Below are 21,985 nucleotides of genomic sequence, written 5' to 3'. Positions count from 1 at the left end.
CCGCCCGGACACCGGGTCGGCCTCCCGGCCCGCACCCCCGACCGCACCCGCACCCGTGTCCGGGCCGCTGCCGCCCGAGGCCCCGCCCCGGCGCCCCGCCGCGCCCCCGCGCCGCAGGCCCGTCGGCGCCGTCGACCTCACGCCCCGGCCCGGCGCGCCCCGCCCCGCGGCCCCGGCCCACCAGAGCTGGGCCCCGCCGGAGACCCCGGCCGAGATGACCACCCGGCTCCGTCCCGTGCGCACCCGCCGGCCGGTACGGACCGTGGGCGCCGCCGCCTGCGTCGTACTCGGCCTCGGGCTGATCGGCGGCGCCGCCACCGGCAGCTGGCTGACCGGCGACTCCACCGCGGACCCGGCCGACCGCACCGCGTACACCGCGGCCCGCACCCTGTGGCACAGCGTCCCCGTGGACACGCTCTTCCCGCGCACCCTCCAGGGCCCCGGCGCGGGGCCCGGCGGCGCCGACCGCGTCTGGACCCGGATCGCCGTCGCGCCGGACAGCGGCTGCGCCACCGCCCTCGACCCGCTGCTGGCCAAGACCGTGCAGCCGGTCGGCTGCGCGCGGGTGCTGCGCGCCACGTACACCGACGCCACCTCCAGCAGCGTCACCACCGTCGGGATGGTCTTCACCGAGGCCGACTCGGCGGGGATGCGCGACCTGGCCGACCGCTTCTCCCAGCAGGGCCTCGCCGAGCGTCCGGACTTGATGCCGCGCTCCCTGTCGGCCAAGGGCACCGTCGCCGCCGGCTTCGGCGACCGGCAGCGCGCCGCCTGGACGGTGAACGTCCTCACCGAGGCGCCCGTCGTCGTCTACGCCGTCTCCGGCTTCGCCGACGGACGCACCGTCACCGACCCCCAGCCCGCCGACGAGGCCAAGGCCAAGGGCGCGACGTCCGCCCCCGCCCAGGCCGGCCTCGGCCATGAGGCCGAGGGCATAGCCGGGCACATAGAACGAAGGCTGCGGACGAAGGTCGACGAGGCCACGAAGGAGTCCGCATGAGCCGTCGCCCCCTGCGACCGCTGCTCCGCGTCTCCCGGCCGGGACGGCGTACGAGCCGCGTCGCCGCCGCCCTCGCAGCCGCCGCCCTCGCGCTCCTCCCGGCGACGCCCGCCCACGCGGACGCCATCCGCTCCCAGCAGTGGTCCCTCAAGGCCATGCACACCGAGGAGGCATGGCGTACGACCAAGGGCGAGGGCATCACCGTCGCCGTCCTCGACACCGGCGTCGACGACCTCCACCCCGATCTCGCCGGCTCCGTGCTCCCCGGCAAGGACTTCGTCGGCTTCGGCGCGTCCAGCGGCGACCGCGCCTGGGCCCGCCACGGAACCGCGATGGCCGGCATCATCGCCGCCCACGGCCACGGACCCGGCCGCGAGTCCGGCGTCGTCGGCATCGCCCCCGAGGCGAAGATCCTCCCCATCCGCGTGATCCTCGAAGGCAGCGACAAGGCCCGCGAGAAGGCCCGCAACTCCCGGGGCACCGCGCTCGCCCAGGGCATCCGCTGGGCCGCCGACCAGGGCGCGGACGTCATCAACCTCTCCCTCGGCGACGACAGCGAGTCGGCCCACCCCGAGGCGGGCGAGGACAGCGCCGTGCAGTACGCGCTCGCCAAGGGCGCGGTCGTCGTCGCCTCCGCCGGAAACGGCGGCGAGAAGGGCGACCGCATCTCGTACCCCGCCGCCTACCCCGGCGTGATCGCGGTGACGGCCGTCGACCGCTTCGGCACGCACGCCTCCTTCTCCACCCGCCGGTGGTACGCCACCGTCAGCGCACCGGGCGTCGACGTCGTGACCGCCGACCCGGACCGGAAGTACTACCAGAGCTGGGGCACCAGCGCGGCGGCCGCGAACGTCTCCGGGGCGGTCGCCCTCGTGCGGGCGGCCCACCCCGGCCTGACCCCGGCGCAGATCAAGAGGCTCCTCGTCGACACCGCCCGCGACCGGCCCAAGGGCGGCCGCGACGACGCGCGCGGCTACGGCATGGTCGACCCCGCCGCCGCGCTCGCGGCCGCCGGCAAGCTCCGTCCCGGCGACCCGAAGGCGGCCACGGCCGGCTTCGACCGGCGCTACTTCGGCGCGGGCCCCACCCCGGAGCCCGAGTCCAAGGAGCCCGCCGTGTGGCTCGCCCCGCTCGCGGGCGGTCTCGGCGCGCTGGTGCTCGCCGTCGCGGTGGTGCTGTGGCGCGGCAGCCGGGTCCGCTGACCCCGAGGCCGGACCGCTGCGTGACCCCGAGGCCGGACAGCTCCAGGGCCAGGCCGTCGTCGTGACCGCCGCGCGCTGATGCTCGCCGTGGCAGATATCGCGCGGCAGCCAGGTCCGCTGACCCCGAGGCCGTACCGCCGCCTGGTCACGCCCTGGTCGTGACCGCCGCGCGTGCCGCCGCCTCGACGCAGGCGATTCCCGCCTCCTTCGTCGGATGCCCCTCCGAGAGCACCGCGATCAGCGAGCCCCCGGCCCGGCCGACCGAGTGGACGACCCACAGCCCGCTCTCGCGCATCGGCATCCACCCGTTCTTCAGCGCCCACGGCCCGCCGGCGGCGGAGACCCCCCAGTCCTGCCCCGCGACGACCTGCCCCATCAGCGTGCGCAGATACGGGTACGGGCCGTCGAACACCGCCCGCAGCAGGGCCAGCTGGTCCCGCGCGGTGGTCCGGGTCAGGCCCCACGCCCGCCGCGCCCGCGTCCGCGTCAGCCCCAGCCGCGCGTGCGCCGCGTCCAGCCCGGGCGCGCCGCCGATCGTCGTCCAGAGCTCGGTGGCCGCGTCGTTGTCGCTGCGCACGATCATGTCCCGGGCGAGCGCGCGCTCCCGCTCGGTCAGCTCGCGCCCCTCCAGCAGCAGCGCCGCCAGGATCGAGACCTTCACGATGCTCGCCGAGGGATACGCGAGGTCCTCGCCGTACGAGCGGACGGCCGCGCCGTGGGAGACGGCGACCGAGACACGGGCAGTCATACCCGGGAGGTTAGGCTCCTCGGGTGGCGCTCAAGAACATCCCTGACTCCGGTTTCTCCGACGACGACGGCACCGCCGATCCCCGGCTGACGGCGGCCCTCGCCGCCTGGTCGGCGGACCGCACCGCGCACGGCCCGGTCCTCGCCGCCCTCAAGGACGCTCGGCTGCTCGTCCCCGTCGTCGCCGTGCTCGGCGAGGTCGAGGAGGACGAGAAGGGGCTGCGCCGCGAGAAGACCAGCGACATGGCGGTGCCCACGCTCACCGCCGGCGACCGCAGGGCGCTGCCCGCCTTCACCTCGATCGCCTCGCTCGCGCTGTGGGACCCCGAGGCCCGCCCCGTCGCCGTGCCGCTGCACCAGGCGCTGCAGGCAGCCGCCCACGAGAAGGCCGACACCGTGGTGATCGACCTCGCGGGCCCTGTCCCGTACCAGCTGACCGGTCCCGCGCTGCTCGCCCTCGCCGAGGGCCGCACCAGCGCCGACCCGCTCCAGGACCCGACCGTCGTCTCGGCGGTGCGCGACGCGGTCGCGGCCGAGCCCGCGGTGCTGCGCGCCCATCTCGGCCCGGGCAGCGCGGACGGCACGCTCGCCCTGGTGCTCGCGGCCGACGCGGCCCCGGCCGAGGCGGCCCGCCGCGTCGCCCAGGCGCTGGCGGCCCACGACGTACTGAGGGCCCGCCTGGTGAAGGGCCTCGACCTGGCGCTCCTGCCGGCCGAGGCCGCCCCTCCGGGCGAGCCCTTGTTCGTACGCGCGTGACAGACGGGGCCGTGCTTCCGGCCGCAGACCAGACGCGGATGCCGCGATCAGCCGTACGCGATCACGCGATCAACCGCACGCGATCAGCCGTAGACGGGTCCCGTGTACTTCTCGCCCGGGCCCTGGCCCGGCTCGTCCGGGACGAGGGACGCCTCGCGGAACGCCAGCTGCAGGGACTTCAGACCGTCCCGCAGCGGCGCCGCGTGGAAGGAGCTGATCTCGGTGGCGCTGGCGTCCATCAGCCCGGCCAGCGCGTGGACCAGCTTGCGGGCCTCGTCCAGGTCCTTGTGCTCGGCGCCGTCCTCGGTCAGGCCGAGCTTCACGGCGGCCGCGCTCATCAGGTTCACCGCGACCGTGACGATCACCTCGACGGCGGGGACCTCGGCGATGTCGCGGGTCATCGCGTCGAAGTCGGGAGATTCATTGGGGGAGGTCGCGTCACTCATGGGGCACACGATATGCCCCGTGGCGCACGGTCCCCTGGTGGGGCCCGGTTCCGGCCGCTCCCTGTCCTGGTTAGCCCTAGCCAGCCGAAGCTGCTAACCTTGTGTAACGACCGGTCGGACACGTGTGTGCCCGACCCACAAGTGGAGGCTCCGATTCTCCCACCTGGCCGTCCTCTAGGACGGCGGGTCACCGGTCAGGCGGTGCCCATCGTTCCGTACGGACGATGGAATCGCCCGAAGTACGCCCCGCGGTTGACCGCGGCGGTGTTCCGGTAGTTCTTGGAGCATCCGCCTGTGTCCCGTCCGGGGCATTTTTCACGTTCCGGCGCGGTTGGTCTTGCCAAACAGACGTTGCGCGGCTGTCTGCCAGACATCCGTGTGGTGCTACCTAGGAGGATCCATCAGCGCCGAGCCCCGCATCAACGACCGGATTCGCGTTCCCGAAGTGCGACTTGTCGGTCCCAGCGGCGAGCAGGTCGGGATTGTTCCGCTTGCCAAGGCCCTTGAGCTTGCTCAGGAGTACGACCTCGACCTCGTCGAGGTGGCGGCGAACGCCCGTCCGCCCGTCTGCAAGCTCATGGACTACGGGAAGTTCAAGTACGAGTCGGCCATGAAGGCCCGTGAGGCGCGCAAGAACCAGGCGCACACGGTCATCAAGGAGATGAAGCTCCGGCCGAAGATCGACCCGCACGACTACGACACCAAGAAGGGTCACGTCGTTCGGTTCCTCAAGCAGGGTGACAAGGTCAAGATCACGATCATGTTCCGTGGTCGCGAGCAGTCCCGCCCCGAGCTTGGCTTCCGCCTGCTGCAGCGTCTCGCTTCGGACGTCGAGGACCTCGGCTTCATCGAGTCCAACCCGAAGCAGGACGGCCGGAACATGATCATGGTTCTCGGCCCGCACAAGAAGAAGACCGAGGCCATGGCCGAGGCGCGCGAGGCTCAGGCCGCCCGCAAGGCGGAACGTCAGGGCTCTGCGCACGAGGACTCGGAAGAGCCCGCGGCCGAGGCCGACGCTCCGTCCGAGACGCCCTCCGAGGCGTGATCCGAAGGGCTGCCACCCAGGCAGCCCACGGTCCGCCCGGAACCCACAAACCAAGATCTGACGCTCCTGCTGTCCGGTGTGCGCACCGGGGGAGCGCCACTGACGAGGAGATAACGGCGCGATGCCGAAGAACAAGACGCACAGCGGTGCCAAGAAGCGCTTCAAGATCACCGGCTCCGGCAAGGTGCTCCGTGAGCGCGCCGGCAAGCGCCACCTGCTCGAGCACAAGTCGTCCAAGCTAACGCGTCGCCTCACCGGCAACGCCGAGATGGCCCCGGGTGACTCGAAGACCATCAAGAAGCTTCTCGGCAAGTGACGTATGTGCCTCCGGTGACCGGGGGCACACGCCGAGACCGGGACCAATTCGTTTCCGGGCTGGGGTGAGTTCGACTCTGAATCCCAGCCCCGCTACAAGGAGTTAACAAGTGGCACGCGTCAAGCGGGCAGTCAACGCCCACAAGAAGCGCCGGGCGATCCTCGAAGCCGCCAGCGGCTACCGCGGTCAGCGTTCGCGCCTGTACCGCAAGGCCAAGGAGCAGGTCACCCACTCCCTGGTCTACAACTACAACGACCGCAAGAAGCGCAAGGGCGACTTCCGTCAGCTGTGGATCCAGCGCATCAACGCCGCTGCCCGCCAGAACGGCATGACGTACAACCGCCTCATCCAGGGTCTGAAGGCCGCCAACATCGAGGTGGACCGCAAGATCCTGGCCGAGCTCGCGGTCAACGACGCCAACGCGTTCGCCGCGCTCGTCGAGGTCGCCCAGAAGGCGCTTCCGAGCGACGTCAACGCCCCGAAGGCCGCTTCCGCAGCCTGACGGTCGCGTCGAGCAGACCGGACCCGCAGGCCCTCGGGCCTGCGGGTCCGGTGCGTTTCGCGCCGTTCTCGGGGGCGGCCCCGGCGCCTCGCCGGCTCTCGGGCGGGCCAGGGTCGGCCGGTCGCGGCCCAGGACGCCTGGGACCGCGACAGCGCGCCGCGCCCGCGCACCGACCTCCCGCGCGCCGACCTCCTCCGTCCGCGCCCCGGGCGAGGACACCACCGCAGGTTCGTCCGGGCCAGCACCCGGACCCCGAGTCAGGAAGCCGCAGGCACATGCCCACCCCCGAGCTGATCTCCCCGCGTTCCCCGCGCGTCGTCGCCGCCCGCAGGCTGGCCAAGCGCGCGTTCCGCGGCAAGGAGCGCCTGTTCATCGCCGAGGGCCCGCAGGCCGTGCGCGAGGCCGTGGCCCACCGCGGCCACAGCGGCGAGCCCACCCTGGTCGAGCTCTTCACCACCGTCGAGGCGGGCGAGCGGTACGCCGACATCGTGGAGGCCGCCCGCGCGAGCGGCGCCCGTGTGCACCACGCCTCCGACACGGTCCTCGCCGAGGTCTCGCAGACCGTCACCCCGCAGGGCCTGGTCGGCGTCTGCCGCTTCCTGGACTCGCCGTTCGAGGAGATCCTCGCGGCCCGGCCCAAGCTCGTCGCCGTCCTCGCGCACGTACGCGACCCCGGGAACGCCGGCACGGTGCTGCGCTGCGCGGACGCCGCGGGCGCCGACGCCGTCGTCCTCACCGACGCCTCCGTCGACCTCTACAACCCCAAGTCCGTCCGCGCCTCGGTCGGCTCGCACTTCCACCTCCCCGTCGCCGTCGGCGTCCCCGTGGAGCAGGCCGTGCAGGGGCTGCGCGCCGCGGGCGTGCGGGTGCTCGCCGCCGACGGGGCGGGCGAGGACGACCTGGACGACGAGCTCGACGCCGGCACCATGGGCGGGCCCACCGCGTGGATCTTCGGCAACGAGGCCTGGGGACTGCCCGAGGAGACCCGCGCGCTCGCGGACGCGGTCGTACGCGTCCCGATCCACGGAAAGGCCGAGAGCCTGAACCTGGCGACCGCCGCGGCCGTATGCCTCTATGCCTCGGCGCGCGCCCAGCGCGCGGGCAGTGCCCGCTGAACGGGGAGTACTCGCTCAGGGGGTCCGCTCGGTCACTTCCAGCTAGTAGGGTGACGGGCTCGGGGGCCCACTGCGCCGGCGGAGAGGTGGGAGACGGGGATGGCTGTCGGGACGAGCAGACCCGCGGAGACACACGGGTCGTCGCTGCGCCCTGACGACGGCGGCGAAGTCTTCGGCATCGACCCCGACGAGCTCCCCGACGGCCTGGTGGTCGCCGACGAGACGGGCCGGGTCGTCTGCTTCAACGACGCGGCCGTGCGCATCACCGCCGTGACCAAGGCCGACGCGCTGGGACTGCCGCTGGAGCGCGTCCTGCCGCTGGAGGACCTCAAGGGCCGCCGCTGGTGGACGCTGACCGACCCGTACGGCGGTCTCGCCACCCGGGTGGGCCAGCCCGAGCGCAATCTGCTGCTCCCCGGCGGCCGGGAGGTCCTCGTCTCCGCCCGCTACGTCCGTGAGCGGCCCACCGGCCCGATACGCCGCCTCGTCGTCAGCCTGCGCGGCACCGAGGCCCGCCGCCGCAACGAGCGCAGCCACGCCGAGCTCATAGCCACCGTCGCCCACGAGCTGCGCTCGCCGCTCACCTCGGTGAAGGGCTTCACGGCGACGCTGCTCGCCAAGTGGGAGCGGTTCACCGACGACCAGAAGCGGCTGATGCTGGAGACCGTCGACGCCGACGCCAACCGGGTCACCCGGCTGATCGCCGAGCTGCTCGACATCTCCCGCATCGACTCCGGACGGCTCGAGGTGCGCCGGCAGCCCGTCGACGTCGCGGCGGCCGTCGGACGCCACATCCAGGCGCAGATAGCCAGCGGCCAGCGCCCCGACCGCTTCTTCGTGCGCATCGATCGCCGGCTCCCCGATCTGTGGGCCGATCCCGACAAGATCGACCAGGTGCTCGGCAACCTGCTCGAAAATGCGGTGCGCCACGGCGAGGGAACCGTCACCATCGAGGTGGCGCCGGCAGCGGCGAAGGACGACGAGGAAGGCACGGCCGTCACCGTGAGCGACGAAGGCCCCGGCATCCCCGAGGAGTCGATGGGCCGTGTCTTCACCCGCTTCTGGCGGGGGAGCAAGCGCGGCGGCACGGGCCTGGGCCTGTACATCGTCAAGGGCATCGTCGAGGCGCACGGCGGGACCATCACGGTCGGTCGCGGCCCCGGCGGCGGCGCCGAGTTCCGATTTATTCTGCCCGTCGGCGCCCCGGCCTATCTCGGCTAGGCGGCCCACGGGCGCATTCGCCTCCCCACACCCCGTTAGACTCGTCCTTTGGCACCTTTGCGTCCTCGGTCGACGAGCGGGGGCCCCAGCCAGCCCATCGGAAGTACGGGAAGAGATGTCCGCACCCAATAAGTCGTACGACCCTGTTGAGGTCGAGGCACTGAAACCGGAAGAGATCGAGCGCATGCGGGACGAGGCGCTCGCCGCCTTCGCGGCCGCCGCCGACCTCGAAGAGCTCGCTCACGCGAAGGTCGCGCACACCGGCGGCGCCTCGCCGCTCGCGCTCGCCAACCGGGAGATCGGCGCCCTGCCCCCGCAGGCCAAGGCCGAGGCCGGCAAGCGCGTGGGCCAGGCCCGCGGCGCCGTCAGCAAGGCCCTGGCCGCCCGGCAGGCCGAGCTCGAGGCCGACCGCGACGCCCGGGTGCTGGTCGAGGAGGCCGTGGACGTCACGCTGCCTCACGACCGCGTCCCGGCCGGCGCCCGCCACCCGCTGACCACCCTCATGGAGCGGCTCGAGGACATCTTCGTGTCCATGGGCTACGAGGTCGCCGAGGGTCCCGAGGTCGAGGCGGAGTGGTTCAACTTCGACGCCCTGAACTTCGTGCCCGACCACCCCGCGCGCCAGATGCAGGACACCTTCTTCGTCCAGGGCCCCGAGGGCACCACGGACGACGAGTCCGGCGTGGTGCTGCGCACGCACACCTCCCCGGTCCAGGCGCGCACGCTGCTCGACCGCGAGCCGCCGGTCTACGTCGTCGTGCCCGGCCGCGTGTACCGCACCGACGAGCTGGACGCGACGCACACCCCGGTCTTCCACCAGATCGAGCTGCTCGCCGTGGACGAGGGCCTGACCATGGCCGACCTCAAGGGCACGCTGGACCACATGGTCCAGGCGCTCTTCGGCCCGGACATGAAGACCCGGCTCCGCCCGAACTTCTTCCCGTTCACCGAGCCGTCCGCCGAGATGGACATGGTCTGCTACGTCTGCCGCGGCGAGTCCGTCGGGAACCCGGACCGGCCCTGTCGCACCTGCGGCAGCGAGGGCTGGATCGAGCTCGGCGGCTGCGGCATGGTCAACCCGAAGGTGCTCGTCGCCTGCGGCGTCGACCCCCAGAAGTACAGCGGATTCGCCTTCGGGTTCGGCATCGAGCGGATGCTGATGTTCCGCCACAACGTCGAGGACATGCGAGACATGGTCGAGGGCGACGTCCGGTTCACCCGGCCGTTCGGGATGGAGATCTGATGCGGGTCCCGCTTTCCTGGCTGCGGGAGTACGTCGACCTGCCGGCGACGGAGACCGGCCGCGACGTCCAGGCCAAACTCGTCTCCGCCGGCCTCGAGGTCGAGACCGTCGAGCAGCTCGGCGCCGGGCTCAAGGGCCCCCTCGTCGTCGGCAAGGTCCTCACCATCGAGGAGCTGACGGAGTTCAAGAAGCCCATCCGCTTCTGCACCGTCGACGTCGGCATGGCCAACGGCACCGGCGAGCCGCAGGAGATCGTCTGCGGCGCGCGCAACTTCTCCGTCGGCGACAAGGTCGTCGTGGTCCTGCCCGGCGCGGTCCTGCCCGGCGACTTCGCGATCGCCGCGCGCAAGACGTACGGCAAGACCTCGCACGGCATGATCTGCTCCGGCGGCGAGCTCGGCATGAGCGACGACGGCGCCGGAATCATCGTGCTGCCGCCCGAGCACGAGGTGGGTACGGACGCCATCGAGCTGCTCGAGCTGGTCGACGAGGTCCTCGACATCGCGGTCACTCCCGACCGGGGCTACTGCCTGTCGATGCGCGGCGTCGCCCGCGAGGCGGCCATCGCCTACGGCCTGCCGCTGCGCGACCCGGCGCTCCTCGACGTGCCCGCCCCGAACTCGTACGGCTACGGCGTGCAGATCTCCGACCCGATCGGCTGCGACCGCTTCACCGCGCGCACCGTCGTCGGTCTCGAGCCCGAGGCCCGCTCCCCGATCTGGCTGCAGCGCAGGCTGCAGAAGGCCGGGATGCGCCCCATCTCGCTCGCCGTCGACGTCACCAACTACGTGATGCTCGAGCTCGGCCAGCCGCTGCACGCCTACGACCGCTCCCGTCTCGACGGGCCGATCGGGGTGCGCCGCGCCGCGCCCGGCGAGAAGCTCACCACGCTCGACGGCGCCCTGCGCGTGCTGGACGCCGAAGACCTGGTGATCACCGACAACCGCGGGCCCATCGGCCTCGCGGGCGTCATGGGCGGCGCCAACACCGAGATCGCCGACCACGACGACACCGCCGGCGCCACCACCGAGGTCGTCGTCGAGGCGGCGCACTTCGACCCCATCTCCATCGCCCGCACCGCGCGCCGCCACAAGCTGGCCTCCGAGGCGTCCAAGCGCTTCGAGCGCGGCGTCGACCCGCAGGCCGCGGCCGCCGCGGCGCAGCGCACCGTCGACCTGCTGGTGCTGCTCGCGGGCGGCACCGCCGAGGCCGGCGTCACGGAGGTCCTCGCGCCGTCCGCGCCGCGCACGATCGCCATGCCGGCCGACCACCCGGACCGCGTCGCGGGCGTCGAGTACGGCCGCGAGACCGTCGTACGCCGTCTCCAGCAGGTCGGCTGCGACGTCTACGGGCAGGACGAGCTGGTCGTCACCGTCCCGTCCTGGCGTCCCGACCTGGGCGAGCCGAACGACCTCGCCGAGGAGGTCATCCGCCTCGAGGGGTACGAGAACCTCCCCTCGACGCTGCCCACGCCGCCGTCCGGCCGCGGGCTCACCGAGCGCCAGCGGCTGCACCGCCGCGTCGGCCGCGCGCTGGCCGGCGCCGGCTTCGTCGAGGCGCTGAACTACCCGTTCCTCGGCGAGCAGATCCTCGACCAGCTGGACATCCCGGCGGACGACGAGAACCGCCGGCTGGTCACGCTGGTCAACCCGCTCTCCGACGAGGAGCCCGCGCTGCGCACCACGCTGCTGCCCGGGCTGCTCGGCGCGCTGCGCCGCAACGACGGGCGCGGCAGCCACGACCTGGCGCTCTTCGAGACCGGACTGGTCTTCCGCGCTCCCGCGCAGGAGGGCATCGCGGTACGGCTGCCGGTCCACCGCAGGCCCACCGACGAGGAGATCGCCGGACTGAGCGGAGTGCTGCCCGTGCAGCCCCGCCATGTCGCGGCCGTCCTCGCCGGCGCCCGCGAGCAGGCCGGCTGGTGGGGCAAGGGCCGTCCGGCCGACTGGGCCGACGCGGTCGAGGCCGCCCGGACCGTCGCCCGCGAGGCCCAGGCGGAGCTGATCGTCCGCCAGGGCCAGTACGGGCCATGGCACCCGGGCCGCTGCGCCGAGCTCGCCGTCGTGATCGACGGTGCCGAGGAGGTCGTCGGCTACGCCGGCGAGCTGCACCCGCGCGTCGTCAAGGCGCTGGGCCTGCCCGCGCGCAGCTGCGCGATGGAGCTGGACCTGGACCGTCTCGAGCGGTCCGCCCAGGGCGCGCTCCAGGCGCCGCGGATCTCCGCGTTCCCGGTCGCCACCCAGGACGTCGCCCTGGTCGTGGCCAAGGACGTGCCGGCCGCCGAGGTCGAGAAGGCGCTCGCCGAGGGCGCAGGCGAACTGCTCGAGTCCATCCGGCTGTTCGACGTCTTCGAGGGCGAGCAGATCGGCGAGGGCAAGAAATCGCTGGCGTACGCGCTGCGGTTCCGCGCCGCCGACCGCACGCTGACGGTCGACGAGGCGTCGGCCGCCCGCGACGCGGCGGTCGCGCTCGCGGCCGAGCGCTCGGGGGCCGCGCTGCGCGGCGCCTGACCGTTCCTGCGCAGCTGAGGGGAGCATCCGGACCACCGGATGCTCCCCTCACTCATTTGGGTGAGATCTCCTGACGTCGTTCCGTTCGGCCCGTGCCGGTGTACAGAATCGACGCGGCTGCCAAGGGCGGGCCGCCACGACGGACCGGGCCTATGAGGGGACCATCCGCATGATCCGAATCAGGGCTCGGGGTCCCCTTCGGACCTCATCGTGGAACAGGCCCGCGCGGGCGGAGCGATCGCGGGTGCGCCGGCTGCTCCCGGTGGTGCTGCCCGCCGCGTGGGGCGCGGCCGCTCTCACCTGGAAGATCGCCTGCCCGCCCCACTATCCGGAGAGCCTGGGGGAGCGGGTGTTCACCGGCGTCGTCTTCTTCACGGCCGGCAGCGGTCTGGTGCTGGGAGTGCGCCATGGACTGAACCGCGAGCTCAGAAGGGTCCGCGAAGTCGCCGACGCCGCCCAGCGGGTGCTGCTGCGCCCGCTGCCGCCCCGCCTCGACGGTCTGACGCTCGCCGCGAACCAGCTGTCGGCCAGCCGGGAGGCGTCGGTCGGCGGGGATCTGTACGAGGCGGTGGCCACCGCGTACGGCGTCCGCCTGGTCATAGGGGACGTACGAGGCCATGGCCTGGCGGCGATCGGGGCGGTGGCCGCGGTGCTGGGCAGCTTCCGCGAGGCGGCGCACGACGAGCCGGAGCTGACCGGCGTGCTGAGGCGGCTGGACCGGGCGGTGCAGCGGCATGTGCGGGAGCGGGCGACGGGCGAGCACCCCTCGGCCGGCGGGGGCGAGCCCGAGGGCCCGTCGGCGGAGGAGTTCGTCACCGTGCTGCTGCTGGAGATCGGTGCCGACGGCAGCGTGCTGGCGCTCAACTGCGGGCACCCCTGGCCGTATCGGCTGAGCCAGGGCGCGACACCGTTGGCCTCGGCGGACCCGCTGCCGCCGCTCGGGATGTTCCCGCTCCCGGCCGAGCCGCCGCTCCACCGGTGTGCCCGGCTCCAGCCCGGCGAGGCGCTGTTCCTGCACACCGACGGCGCGGCGGACGCCCGGGACGCGACGGGGAAGTTCTTCGCGCTCGAGGCCGTGCTCGGCGAGGCCGCGCTCGGCCCTCCGGTGTCGCCCGCCGCCGTGATCGCCACGGTGCACTCGCAGTTGCTGCGCCACACCGGCGGGCGGCTCGCCGACGATGTGGCGCTCGTGGTGCTGCGCAATGACCGCCCGCGGGCGCCGACGCAGTCCGGGGACACCGCCCCGCGCCGTACCCGGCCACAACCCTCCCATCGCTAGCCTTCGGCAGTATCTGTTCAGCCATGCGCGGCAATCGGCAACCGGGGGATTGCCTTACGGCCGGCGCCGCCCGCCCTGCCGCGGAGTGTCGGGCAGATCAGCAGGGCAGACGACGCGAGTGAGGGCCGCCGTACTGTACGAGGGGGAGCCGGCGGCCCGGCCGCCTCCTTGAGAGGCATTTCAGTCAATCGGTGTGAGCCGCGCGGCGGCAGAGCGCGCGCGGCACAGATGAGGGCATTCGGTTCACACCCCGTGCGAATCGTCCTCCACTAGGCTGAACCCACCGAGCCAACGGAGGGGCCCATGCAGCCCAACACCCTGCTCGACGCCCTCCTCGACGAGGCCGGCATCTCCAACGCGGGCCTCGCCGTCCGCGTCAACCACGCCGGCCGGGCCAGAGGTCTGTCGCTGCGGTACGAACACACGGCCGTGGCACGCTGGTTGAAGGGCCAGCGCCCGCGCGGCCAGGTGCCCGACCTGATCTGCGAGGTGCTCGCGAGCCGGCTGCACCGGGCCATCACGCTCGGGGACATCGGCTTCGGGGCCCCGGGAGAGTCGGAGTCGGCCCCCGGCTCGCCGCTCTCCGGCTTCGTCGAGCGGGCCACCGCGCTGTGGCGCTCCGACGAGCAGCAGCGCCCGCACATCATCGAGGCGCCGGCGGTCACCGGCACCCCCGCCGTGATGCCCGTATGGGAGTGGGAGAACCCTCCGGAGGACGCGGACGTCTCCCGCAGCGGCCAGACGCGGGTCTCGATGGCGGACATCAAGATGCTCCGGGCAGCCAGGGCGCACTACGAGCTGATGTACCGCAAGGCGGGCGGCATAGCGACCCGTTCGCGCGTCGTCGGCTTCCTGAACGCCGAGACCGCGCCCCTGCTGCGCGGCGGCTACAGCGACGCCATGGGCCGCCAGCTGCACCGGGCGACCGGCGGCCTGGTCTCGGTCGCCGGCATCTGCGCGTACGACTCCAACGCCCACGGCCTGGCCCAGCGCTACTTCCACCAGGCGCTGAGACTGGCGAAGGCCAGCGGGGACCGGGGACTTGGCGCCTATGTCATCGCGCTGCTGGTCAACCAGTCGCTGTTCATGGCCGAGCACCGGCAGGCGGTGGCCTTCGCGGAGGCGGCGCTGCGGGCCGCCGGGCGGCAGATCACCCCGGCGCTGGCCGCCGATCTGTACGCGATGCAGGCGAAGGCGTACGCGCATCTCGGCGACGGCAGCGGGGCCCTGCGGTGCATCCGGCGGGCCGAACTGGAGGCGGAGCGAATCCGTCCGGGATACGAGCCGGACGAGACGGGCTACGTCCAGCCGGGCCTGGTCAACGTACAGGTCGCCGAAGCCTTGCTCAGCCTGGGTGATCTCGCGGGGGCCCGCGAGCACGCCGACGCGGCCGTTGACACCCCCGCGCACGACCGCGGCCGGGTCCACCGCCTCGCCATGCTCAGCCAGATCGAGCTGCGCCAAGGAGACGTGGACAGGGCCGCGCAGACCGCTGCGGAGATGGTCGAGCGGGCCCGGGGGATGGAGTCGCAGCGGCTGCGGGACCGGCTGCGCGCGGTGCGCGAGCATCTGGTGGCGAGCGGCTGCACCGGCGCCGAGGAGGCGGCCGAGCTCATCGACGGAGCACTGCGCGTTCCCCTCTGACCTAGCTCCTGCTGCGATATTGCCATCTACTTGTCGGAAGGTGGCAGAAAAGTGCAGTGGACGAAATTAAGCGAACAAACTGTGTATGAAAACCGCTGGTTCAGGGTCAACCTGGCCGACGTCGAGCTCCCCGACGGGCGGCATCTGGACCACTTCCTCATCCGGCTACGACCCGTCGCCGTCGCGACCGCGGTCAACCGGGCCAACGAGGTGCTGATGCTCTGGCGCCACCGCTTCATCACCGACAGCTGGGGCTGGGAGCTCGCGGCCGGCGTCGTCGAGGACGGCGAGGACATCGCGGCCGCGGCGGCGCGCGAGATGGAGGAGGAGACGGGCTGGCGCCCCGGCCCGCTCCAGCACCTGCTGACGGTCGAGCCCTCCAACGGGCTGACCGACGCCCGGCACCATCTCTACTGGTCCGAGGACGCGACGTACATCGGGCACCCCCAGGACGACTTCGAGTCCTCGCGCCGCGAGTGGATTCCGCTGAAACTCGTGCCCGACATGATCGCCCGCGGTGAGATCCCGGCCGCCAACATGGCGGCCGGGCTGCTCATGCTCCACCATCTGCGCCTGGGCTGAACGAGGCGGCCAGGGGGTGTCATCGGTCCTGCCGGCGCCCCCTGGCGGCGAGCGGTCCGCGGGGAACGCCCGCTAGTGGCCGAGAGCCTGCCAGACCGTCACCGCCAGCGCTCCCAGCGCGGTCAGTGCGGCCATGGCGGGCAGCGGCCACCTGGTCTGCTCCATCGCCCCGACGCGTGCGGCCAGATCGTTCAGATCGCGGTCGACCTGGTCGTTGCGGTGGGCGAGCAGCGCCAGTTGCCCGTCGATGCGGGCGAGGCCGACGTCGAGGCTGCGACGCAGTTCTGCGAACTCTTCGACGACCACTAAGTGATCAGAGTCGGTGGTCACGGTGTGGCTCCTCCGGGGGAGAGTTGGGCAACGGGCCCTTGACTGAGCGGGACCGAGTCAACTCTCCCTGGTCACAAGGCGGGAGCGTGTGCGCACGGCATATGCGAGCACGCCCCGCACACTCCGTGTGAATCAGGAGTACGAGTAGAAGCCGGAGCCCGTCTTGCGGCCGAGGCGTCCCGCGTCCACCATCCGCTGCAGCAGCGGGGGAGCGGCGTACAGCGGCTCCTTGAACTCCGAGTACATCGAGTCGGCGACCGAGGCGACGGTGTCCAGGCCGATCAGGTCGGAGAGCTTGAGCGGACCCATGGGGTGGGCGCAGCCCAGCTCCATGCCGTTGTCGATGTCCTCGCGGCTCGCGATGCCCGACTCGAACATCCGGATCGCGGAGAGCAGATACGGAATGAGCAGGGCGTTCACCACGAAGCCCGAGCGGTCCTGGGCGCGGATCGGGTGCTTGTCCAGCACCTGCTGCACCACGGCCTCGGAGCGCTTGATCGTCTCCTCGGAGGTGGTGAGCGCCGGGATCAGCTCGACGAGCTTCTGGACCGGGGCCGGGTTGAAGAAGTGGATGCCGATGACCTGGTCGGGCCGGGAGGTCGCGACGGCCAGCTTCACCAGCGGGATGGACGAGGTGTTCGACGCGAGGATCGCGTCCTGGCGGGTCACCACCTGGTCGAGCACCTGGAAGATCTCGGTCTTGACCTGCTCGTTCTCCACGACGGCCTCGATGACGAGATCGCGGTCGGCGAACTCCCCGAGGTCGGTGGTGAAGCTCAGCCGCGCCAGCGTCGCGTCGCGCTCCTCCTCGGAGATCTTCCCGCGTTCGGCGGCCTTCGAAAGAGAGTTGTAGAGCCGGGTGCGACCGATCTCCAGGGCCTCGCCCGTGGTCTCGGCGACCTTCACCTCGAGGCCGCTGCGGGCGCACACCTCCGCGATGCCCGCGCCCATCTGGCCGCAGCCCACCACCCCGACGCGTGCAATGTCGGCCATTGAGTCCGTCACCTCGTGCCTTTCGCTGATCCTTCGTGCGGCAGGTCCCCCGTGTGATCCCGGCGCCCGCCTCGACCCCACGACGTTACTCCGCTTGCGCCGATGCAGGAGGGCCAGGGGCGGGCATGCTCCTTCGGAACGCCCCTGGCCGACGGGCACAGAAGGGATGACAAATGCGGCATTTCTGTAGAAGAGGCATGGTCGTGACCGCCGTCGCGGCGCTGGCCGCGCTCGCGGCGACAGGGGACACGGCCGCGGGCGGAGCGGGCAGGGGCCGGCGCGCGGCCCGCCAGGAGTTCCGCGGGATGTGGCTGGCGAGCGTGGTCAACCGCGACTGGCCGTCCAAGCCGGGCCTGCCCGCCGCCGAGCAGCGCGCCGAGCTCCTCGCGCACCTCGACTGCGCCGTCGAGCGCAGGCTGAACGCCGTGGTCTTCCAGGTCCGGCCGGCCGCGGACGCCCTGTGGCCCTCACCACACGAGCCCTGGTCCGAATACCTCTCCGGCACACAGGGCAAGGACCCCGGCTGGGACCCGCTGGGCACCGCCGTGGAGGAGGCCCACAAGCGAGGGCTGGAGCTGCACGCCTGGTTCAACCCGTACCGCGTCGCGGTGCACGGCGACCCGTCCCGCCTGGTGGCAAGCCATCCCGCGCGGGTGCACCCGGAGTGGGTCCTCGCCTACGGCGGGAAGCTCTACTACAACCCCGGCATCCCCGCCGTCCGCAGCTTCGTCCAGGAGGCGATGCTCGACGCGGTCAGCCGCTACGACGTGGACGCGGTCCACTTCGACGACTACTTCTACCCGTATCCGATCCTCGGCCAGGTCTTCGACGACGACGCGACGTTCGTCGAGCACGGCGGGGACTTCCCCGACAAGGCCTCCTGGCGGCGCGACAACATCGACAAGCTGGTGCAGGAGACCGCCGCGGGGATCAAGGCCACCAGGAGCGGCGTCCGTTTCGGCATCAGCCCCTTCGGGGTCTGGCGCAACGCCTCCACCGACCCGCTCGGCTCGGCGACCCGGGCGGGCGTGCAGACCTACGACGATCTGCACGCCGACGTCCGCAAGTGGGTCACGGAGGGCTGGATCGACTACGTCACCCCCCAGCTGTACTGGAGCATCGGCTTCGAGCCCGCCGACTACGCCGAGCTGGTGCGGTGGTGGGACGCGGTGGCCGCGGGCTCCGGCGTCCACCTCTACATCGGCGAGGCGCTCTACAAGGCGGGCGACCCTGCCCAGAGCGCGCCCTGGAACGACCCGGCCGAGCTGTCCCGCCACCTCACGCTCGCCAAGACGTTCGCCGAGCCGCTCGGCCACTGCTTCTTCTCGGCGAAGGAGGTCAGGGCCGATCGCATCGGGGCGATGGCCAAAGTGGTGGCCGACCACTATCCGACCCCAGTGCTTCCGCCGAGCTGAGCGAGCCGGGCCGTGAGTCGAGCCGAGGCAGGTGGCCTGATCGCCGAGCTGGGTCAGACGGGCCGACTCAGACGGGCCGATTCAGATGGACTGATTCGGACGCGCTGAGCCGGCGACGGGCCGAGCCAGGACGGACGGCGGCGGGACAGGCTGTGTCAGACGGCTTCGTGCGGCTGTACGACGGTGTCCGGGCCGGGGGACATCACGGTCTCGTGCCCGTCCTCGAAACGGACGCGGAACGGGGGGTTGCCCTCGGGCCCCAGCACCTCGACGACTTCGGCGATCCGGTCGTGCTGGCCCACGGTCCTGCCGTGCGTCAGCAGATGGTCGCCCACGTTCGCATGCATCGGGAGTGACCTCCTCGATCGGGATGGTCCGTGTTCTGAGTCTAAGGCCGCAGCCTGGAGTTGCACCCTCACCGCAGCCCGGAGTCGCACCCGCACCGCAGCGGGAGTCACGCCCGCACTGCAGCCCGGAGTCGCGCCCTCACGATCGGGCTCGCTGGGTGACCGCGATGCACACCAGGACGGCTGCGGCGGCGACCGGGGCGGCCGGCGCGAGCTCCTCGTCCAGCAGTGACACCGACCACACCAGAGTGAGCAGCGGCTGGGCGAGCTGGAGCTGGCTGGCCTTCGCGATGCCGATCGAGGCCATGCCGCTGTACCAGACGTACAGCCCGAAGAAGGTGGACCCGGCCGCGACCCAGGCCAGCCCGATCACCCCGTGCGCGGTCAGCCGCACGGGCTCGAAGGCCAGGGCGACGGCCGAGCCGGCCATCGCCAGGGGGAGCGTGAGGACCAGCGCCCAGCCGATCACCTGCCAGCCGGGAAACTCCCGGGCCAGCCTGCCGCCCTCGGTGTAGCCGGCCGCGCAGACCACCAGCGCGCCGAAGAGGTAGACGTCGCCGCTGTGCAGCGCGCCGCCGCTCTGCTGGACGGTGAACGCGATCACCACGGCCGCCCCGGCGAGCGCGGCCAGCCAGAACGTGCGGGACGGCCTGCGCCCGGTCCGCACGGCGGCGAACGCGGCGGTCGTCAGCGGGACCAGCCCCACCACCACGGCCGCGTGGGAGGTGCTCGACGTCTGGAGCGCCAGCGTCGTCAGCAGCGGGAAGCCGACGATCACGCCCGCCGCCACCACCGCGAGGCCCGCCCAGTGCCGGCGCTCGGGCAGCGGCGCCCGCAGCGCCAGCAGGAAGCCGCCGGCGACGAGCGCGGCGAGCACGCTCCGTACGGCCACCAGACTCCACGGGCCGAAGCTCTCCAGGCCCCAGACGGTGGAGGGGAACGTGAGCGAGAAGGCGACGACGCCCAGCCCGGCGAGGAGGGTTCCGTTGCTCACCGCTATCGTGGTGGGGCGGGTAGCGCTATCCTGTGCTGTCATGCAAGAGCGTAGCAGTGTGGCTGACCTGGTGAATGCGCTGAAGCGCGAGCTGGACCGCTACTCACTGGGTGGAAAGCTGCCGTCCAGCCGGGCGCTGGTCGAGCGCTACCGCGTCTCCCCGGTGACGGTCTCCCGCGCGATCGCGCAGCTCGCCGCCGAGGGGCTGGTCGTCACCCGCCCGGGCGCGGGCGCCTTCCGGGCACAGCCTCGAGCCGCCGCCCCGCCCACGGGCGACACCTCCTGGCAGGAGGTCGCCCTCAGCGCCGACGCGGCGGCCGACGTCGTCCCGCGCGCCGTGGACGCCTCCGGGGTCCTGGTCACCCTTGCCGCGCCGGCGACCGGGGTCGTCGAGTTCAACGGCGGCTACCTCCACGCGTCCCTCCAGCCGGAGCGAGCGATGTCCGCCGCCCTCGCACGCGCCGGACGCCGGCCCGGGGCCTGGAGCCGGCCGCCCGTCGACGGGCTGCCGGAGCTGCGCGAATGGTTCGCCCGCGGTCTCGGCGACGGCGTCGGCCCCGCCGACGTGCTGGTCACCGCCGGCGGGCAGGCCGCCCTCGCCTGCGCCCTGCGCGCGCTGGCCCCGCCCGGCGCCCCCGCGCTCGTCGAGTCGCCCACCTACCCGGGCATGCTCGCCATCGCCCGAGCGGCCGGGGTGCGGCCGGTGCCGGTGCCCGCGGATGCCGGGGGAGTCCGGACCGACCTGCTCGCCGCCGCCTTCAAGGCCACCGGCGCCCGGGTCCTGGTCTGCCAGCCGCTGTTCCAGAACCCGACCGGCTCGGTGCTCTCGCCCGATCGGCGGGCCGAGGTGCTGCGCATCGCGCGGGAGGCGGGCGCGTTCGTCGTCGAGGACGACTTCGCCCGCCGGCTGGTGCACGAGGACGCGGGCCCGCTGCCGCCGGCGCTCGCCGCGGACGACCCCGACGGGGTGGTCGTCCATGTCAGCTCGCTCACCAAGGCGACCTCGCCGAGCCTGCGCGTGGGGATGCTGGCCGCCCGAGGGCCGGTCCTGGAGCGGCTGCGGGCCATCCATGTCGTCGACAGCTTCTTCGTGCCGCGCCCCCTCCAGGAGGCGGCGCTGGAGCTCGTGGGCTCCCCCGCGTGGAACCGTCATCTGCGCACCGTCGCCGCCGAGTTGAAGGCGCGCCGGGACGCGATGACCGCCGCGCTGCGGCTGTCGCTGCCCGAGCTCGCCCTCCCGCACATCCCGTCCGGCGGCTACCACCTCTGGCTGCGGCTGCCCGACGGCGCGGACGAGGCGGCGCTGGTCTCGGCGGCCCTGCGGGCGGGCGTCGCCGTCGCGCCCGGCCGCCCGTACTTCAGCGCGGAGCCCCCGGCTGGGCATGTGCGCCTCAGCTTCGCGGGCGTGGCGGGCCTGGCGGAGATCGCGGAGGGCGTGCGGCGGCTGCGGGTCGCGTGCGACGAGGCGCTGGGCTGAGGGCGCGATCGTCGACGGGGGCGGGGGAGGCCGTGAGCGAATCCCGGGGAGGGGAGGCGCGGGCGGCGAGTGGATCCGGCGGGGGAGGGGGCGGCGAGCGAATCCGGCGGAGGAGCGGGCGGCGAGCGAATCCGGTGGGTGAGATTCCGGTGGCGGAACGGCGTTCCGTCGTCGGTCTCCCCGGCGCCCAATTTCTCCCCTTGACCAGCGGAGCGTTCCCCTCCACGATCTCGCCATGAGTGTCCGGATCACGTTGGTGGCTGCCGCGCGCAGTTCCTCCCTGCTGGCCGAGCGCTTCGACGACGACCGGCCGCTCGACCAGGCCGGCTGGCACGAGGTGCAGCTCGCCGCGCACGCCTTGGTGCCGCTGAGCGCGGCCGAGCTGCGCTACTGCTCGCCCACCGCCCGCAGCCGCGCCACCGGCGAGGCCCTGGGCTACGCGCCGATGGCCCAGCCCGCCCTGCGCGACTGCGACATGGGCCGCTGGCGCGGCTACACCTTCGCGGAGGTGGCGGCCATGGAGCCCGACGCGGTCGACGCCTGGCTCGCCGACCCGCGCTCCGCCCCGCACGGCGGCGAGCCGCTGCTCGCCTTCATCTCGCGGATAGGGAGCTGGCTGGACACCCGGCCGGCCGACGACGGCGGGGTGATCGTGGCGGTCGCGGAGCCGGCGGTCGTACGGGCGGCACTGGTGTACGCGCTGAAGGCGCCGCCCGCCGCGTACTGGAGCGTGGACGTCCGCCCGCTGTCCACGGTCACGCTCACGGGGCTGAAGGGCCGCTGGAGCCTGCGCCTGGGCTCGGCGGCCTGAGGTGGCCTGA

At 72.9% G+C, this 21,985-nt stretch carries 22 protein-coding genes; 16 read left to right on the top strand and 6 right to left on the bottom strand.

What is annotated here, in order from left to right:
• Positions 1–214: 214 nt before the first annotated feature.
• Together AB0M39_RS24515 and mycP are read left to right on the top strand one after the other, a co-directional pair.
• Complete coding sequence (locus AB0M39_RS24515; protein ID WP_365367822.1) at positions 215–1,000, top strand: hypothetical protein; 786 nt, start codon at positions 215–217, stop codon at positions 998–1,000.
• Positions 997–2,202: a type VII secretion-associated serine protease mycosin gene (gene mycP / locus AB0M39_RS24510; RefSeq protein ID WP_365367818.1), complete on the top strand. Its 1,206-nt coding sequence runs from the start codon at positions 997–999 to the stop codon at positions 2,200–2,202. The genes AB0M39_RS24515 and mycP overlap by 4 nt, the downstream gene beginning before the upstream one ends.
• A 145-nt stretch (positions 2,203–2,347) precedes the next feature.
• On the opposite strand, the gene AB0M39_RS24505 is transcribed toward mycP, so the two are convergent.
• Positions 2,348–2,950 (bottom strand): serine hydrolase, encoded by a 603-nt coding sequence (locus AB0M39_RS24505; RefSeq protein WP_365367816.1) that lies wholly within the window; start codon positions 2,948–2,950, stop codon positions 2,348–2,350.
• Positions 2,951–2,973: 23 nt separating this feature from the next.
• On the opposite strand from AB0M39_RS24505, the gene AB0M39_RS24500 reads away from it, so the two are divergent.
• Entirely contained in the window at positions 2,974–3,705 is a 732-nt protein-coding gene (locus AB0M39_RS24500; RefSeq protein WP_365367814.1) for an SseB family protein, read from the top strand.
• A gap of 83 nt (positions 3,706–3,788) precedes the next feature.
• On the opposite strand, the gene AB0M39_RS24495 is transcribed toward AB0M39_RS24500, so the two are convergent.
• Positions 3,789–4,151 carry a DUF1844 domain-containing protein gene (locus AB0M39_RS24495; protein WP_365367812.1) on the bottom strand — a complete coding sequence of 121 codons (363 nt, stop codon included), beginning with the start codon at positions 4,149–4,151 and terminating at the stop codon, positions 3,789–3,791.
• Positions 4,152–4,527: 376 nt separating this feature from the next.
• Here AB0M39_RS24495 and infC point away from each other — a divergent pair, with 376 nt between their 5' ends.
• The 10 genes from infC to AB0M39_RS24445 all read left to right on the top strand — a co-directional run bounded on the left by infC (position 4,528) and on the right by AB0M39_RS24445 (position 15,608).
• Positions 4,528–5,196, top strand: a complete 669-nt coding sequence (gene infC, locus AB0M39_RS24490) for a translation initiation factor IF-3 (protein WP_365367810.1) — start codon at positions 4,528–4,530, stop codon at positions 5,194–5,196.
• A gap of 121 nt (positions 5,197–5,317) precedes the next feature.
• Positions 5,318–5,512 (top strand): 50S ribosomal protein L35, encoded by a 195-nt coding sequence (gene rpmI, locus AB0M39_RS24485; protein WP_142216133.1) that lies wholly within the window; start codon positions 5,318–5,320, stop codon positions 5,510–5,512.
• A 109-nt stretch (positions 5,513–5,621) separates the two neighbouring features.
• The gene (rplT, locus tag AB0M39_RS24480) at positions 5,622–6,014 is read left to right on the top strand and encodes a 50S ribosomal protein L20 (protein WP_266478373.1); all 393 of its coding nucleotides are present in this window, start codon (positions 5,622–5,624) and stop codon (positions 6,012–6,014) included.
• Positions 6,015–6,289: 275 nt separating this feature from the next.
• On the top strand, positions 6,290–7,129 hold the full coding sequence (locus AB0M39_RS24475) for an RNA methyltransferase (protein ID WP_365367807.1): 840 nt from the start codon (positions 6,290–6,292) through the stop codon (positions 7,127–7,129).
• Between the two features lie 99 nt (positions 7,130–7,228).
• Positions 7,229–8,350: an ATP-binding protein gene (locus tag AB0M39_RS24470; protein WP_365367805.1), complete on the top strand. Its 1,122-nt coding sequence runs from the start codon at positions 7,229–7,231 to the stop codon at positions 8,348–8,350.
• A gap of 115 nt (positions 8,351–8,465) precedes the next feature.
• A complete protein-coding gene (gene pheS / locus AB0M39_RS24465; RefSeq protein ID WP_365367803.1) occupies positions 8,466–9,593 on the top strand; it encodes a phenylalanine--tRNA ligase subunit alpha in 1,128 nt (375 codons plus the stop codon).
• The gene (gene pheT, locus AB0M39_RS24460; RefSeq protein WP_365367801.1) at positions 9,593–12,103 is read left to right on the top strand and encodes a phenylalanine--tRNA ligase subunit beta; all 2,511 of its coding nucleotides are present in this window, start codon (positions 9,593–9,595) and stop codon (positions 12,101–12,103) included. The genes pheS and pheT overlap by 1 nt, the downstream gene beginning before the upstream one ends.
• Before the next feature lie 244 nt (positions 12,104–12,347).
• Positions 12,348–13,382: a PP2C family protein-serine/threonine phosphatase gene (locus AB0M39_RS24455; protein WP_365367799.1), complete on the top strand. Its 1,035-nt coding sequence runs from the start codon at positions 12,348–12,350 to the stop codon at positions 13,380–13,382.
• A gap of 303 nt (positions 13,383–13,685) precedes the next feature.
• Positions 13,686–15,026: a transcriptional regulator gene (locus tag AB0M39_RS24450; RefSeq protein WP_365367798.1), complete on the top strand. Its 1,341-nt coding sequence runs from the start codon at positions 13,686–13,688 to the stop codon at positions 15,024–15,026.
• 51 nt (positions 15,027–15,077) lie between these two features.
• Positions 15,078–15,608 (top strand): NUDIX domain-containing protein, encoded by a 531-nt coding sequence (locus AB0M39_RS24445; protein ID WP_365367796.1) that lies wholly within the window; start codon positions 15,078–15,080, stop codon positions 15,606–15,608.
• Positions 15,609–15,680: 72 nt separating this feature from the next.
• Here the strand turns inward: AB0M39_RS24445 and AB0M39_RS24440 are convergent, their stop codons facing one another.
• Together AB0M39_RS24440 and AB0M39_RS24435 are read right to left on the bottom strand one after the other, a co-directional pair.
• Positions 15,681–15,938 carry a hypothetical protein gene (locus AB0M39_RS24440; protein WP_365367794.1) on the bottom strand — a complete coding sequence of 86 codons (258 nt, stop codon included), beginning with the start codon at positions 15,936–15,938 and terminating at the stop codon, positions 15,681–15,683.
• A 132-nt stretch (positions 15,939–16,070) separates the two neighbouring features.
• Positions 16,071–16,931, bottom strand: a complete 861-nt coding sequence (locus AB0M39_RS24435) for a 3-hydroxybutyryl-CoA dehydrogenase (RefSeq protein WP_365367792.1) — start codon at positions 16,929–16,931, stop codon at positions 16,071–16,073.
• Positions 16,932–17,128: 197 nt separating this feature from the next.
• On the opposite strand from AB0M39_RS24435, the gene AB0M39_RS24430 reads away from it, so the two are divergent.
• Complete coding sequence (locus tag AB0M39_RS24430; RefSeq protein WP_365367790.1) at positions 17,129–18,346, top strand: family 10 glycosylhydrolase; 1,218 nt, start codon at positions 17,129–17,131, stop codon at positions 18,344–18,346.
• A 155-nt stretch (positions 18,347–18,501) separates the two neighbouring features.
• Here AB0M39_RS24430 and AB0M39_RS24425 read toward each other — a convergent pair whose 3' ends face one another.
• Both AB0M39_RS24425 and AB0M39_RS24420 read right to left on the bottom strand, forming a co-directional pair.
• Complete coding sequence (locus AB0M39_RS24425) at positions 18,502–18,693, bottom strand: DUF1918 domain-containing protein (RefSeq protein WP_365367788.1); 192 nt, start codon at positions 18,691–18,693, stop codon at positions 18,502–18,504.
• Between the two features lie 139 nt (positions 18,694–18,832).
• Positions 18,833–19,729: a DMT family transporter gene (locus AB0M39_RS24420; RefSeq protein ID WP_365367786.1), complete on the bottom strand. Its 897-nt coding sequence runs from the start codon at positions 19,727–19,729 to the stop codon at positions 18,833–18,835.
• On the opposite strand from AB0M39_RS24420, the gene AB0M39_RS24415 reads away from it, so the two are divergent.
• Both AB0M39_RS24415 and AB0M39_RS24410 read left to right on the top strand, forming a co-directional pair.
• Positions 19,728–21,164 carry a PLP-dependent aminotransferase family protein gene (locus tag AB0M39_RS24415; protein WP_365367784.1) on the top strand — a complete coding sequence of 479 codons (1,437 nt, stop codon included), beginning with the start codon at positions 19,728–19,730 and terminating at the stop codon, positions 21,162–21,164. The two genes, AB0M39_RS24420 and AB0M39_RS24415, sit on opposite strands and share 2 nt — an antisense overlap.
• A gap of 235 nt (positions 21,165–21,399) precedes the next feature.
• Entirely contained in the window at positions 21,400–21,975 is a 576-nt protein-coding gene (locus AB0M39_RS24410) for a histidine phosphatase family protein (protein ID WP_365367782.1), read from the top strand.
• The last annotated feature ends 10 nt before the right edge of the window (positions 21,976–21,985 follow it).

It is taken from the genome of Streptomyces sp. NPDC051907, assembly GCF_040681075.1.
Taxonomy (GTDB): Bacteria; Actinomycetota; Actinomycetes; order Streptomycetales; family Streptomycetaceae; genus Streptomyces.
The sequence above is the reverse complement of the archived record's forward strand: the minus strand, read 5'-3'. Positions and strand labels throughout refer to the sequence as shown.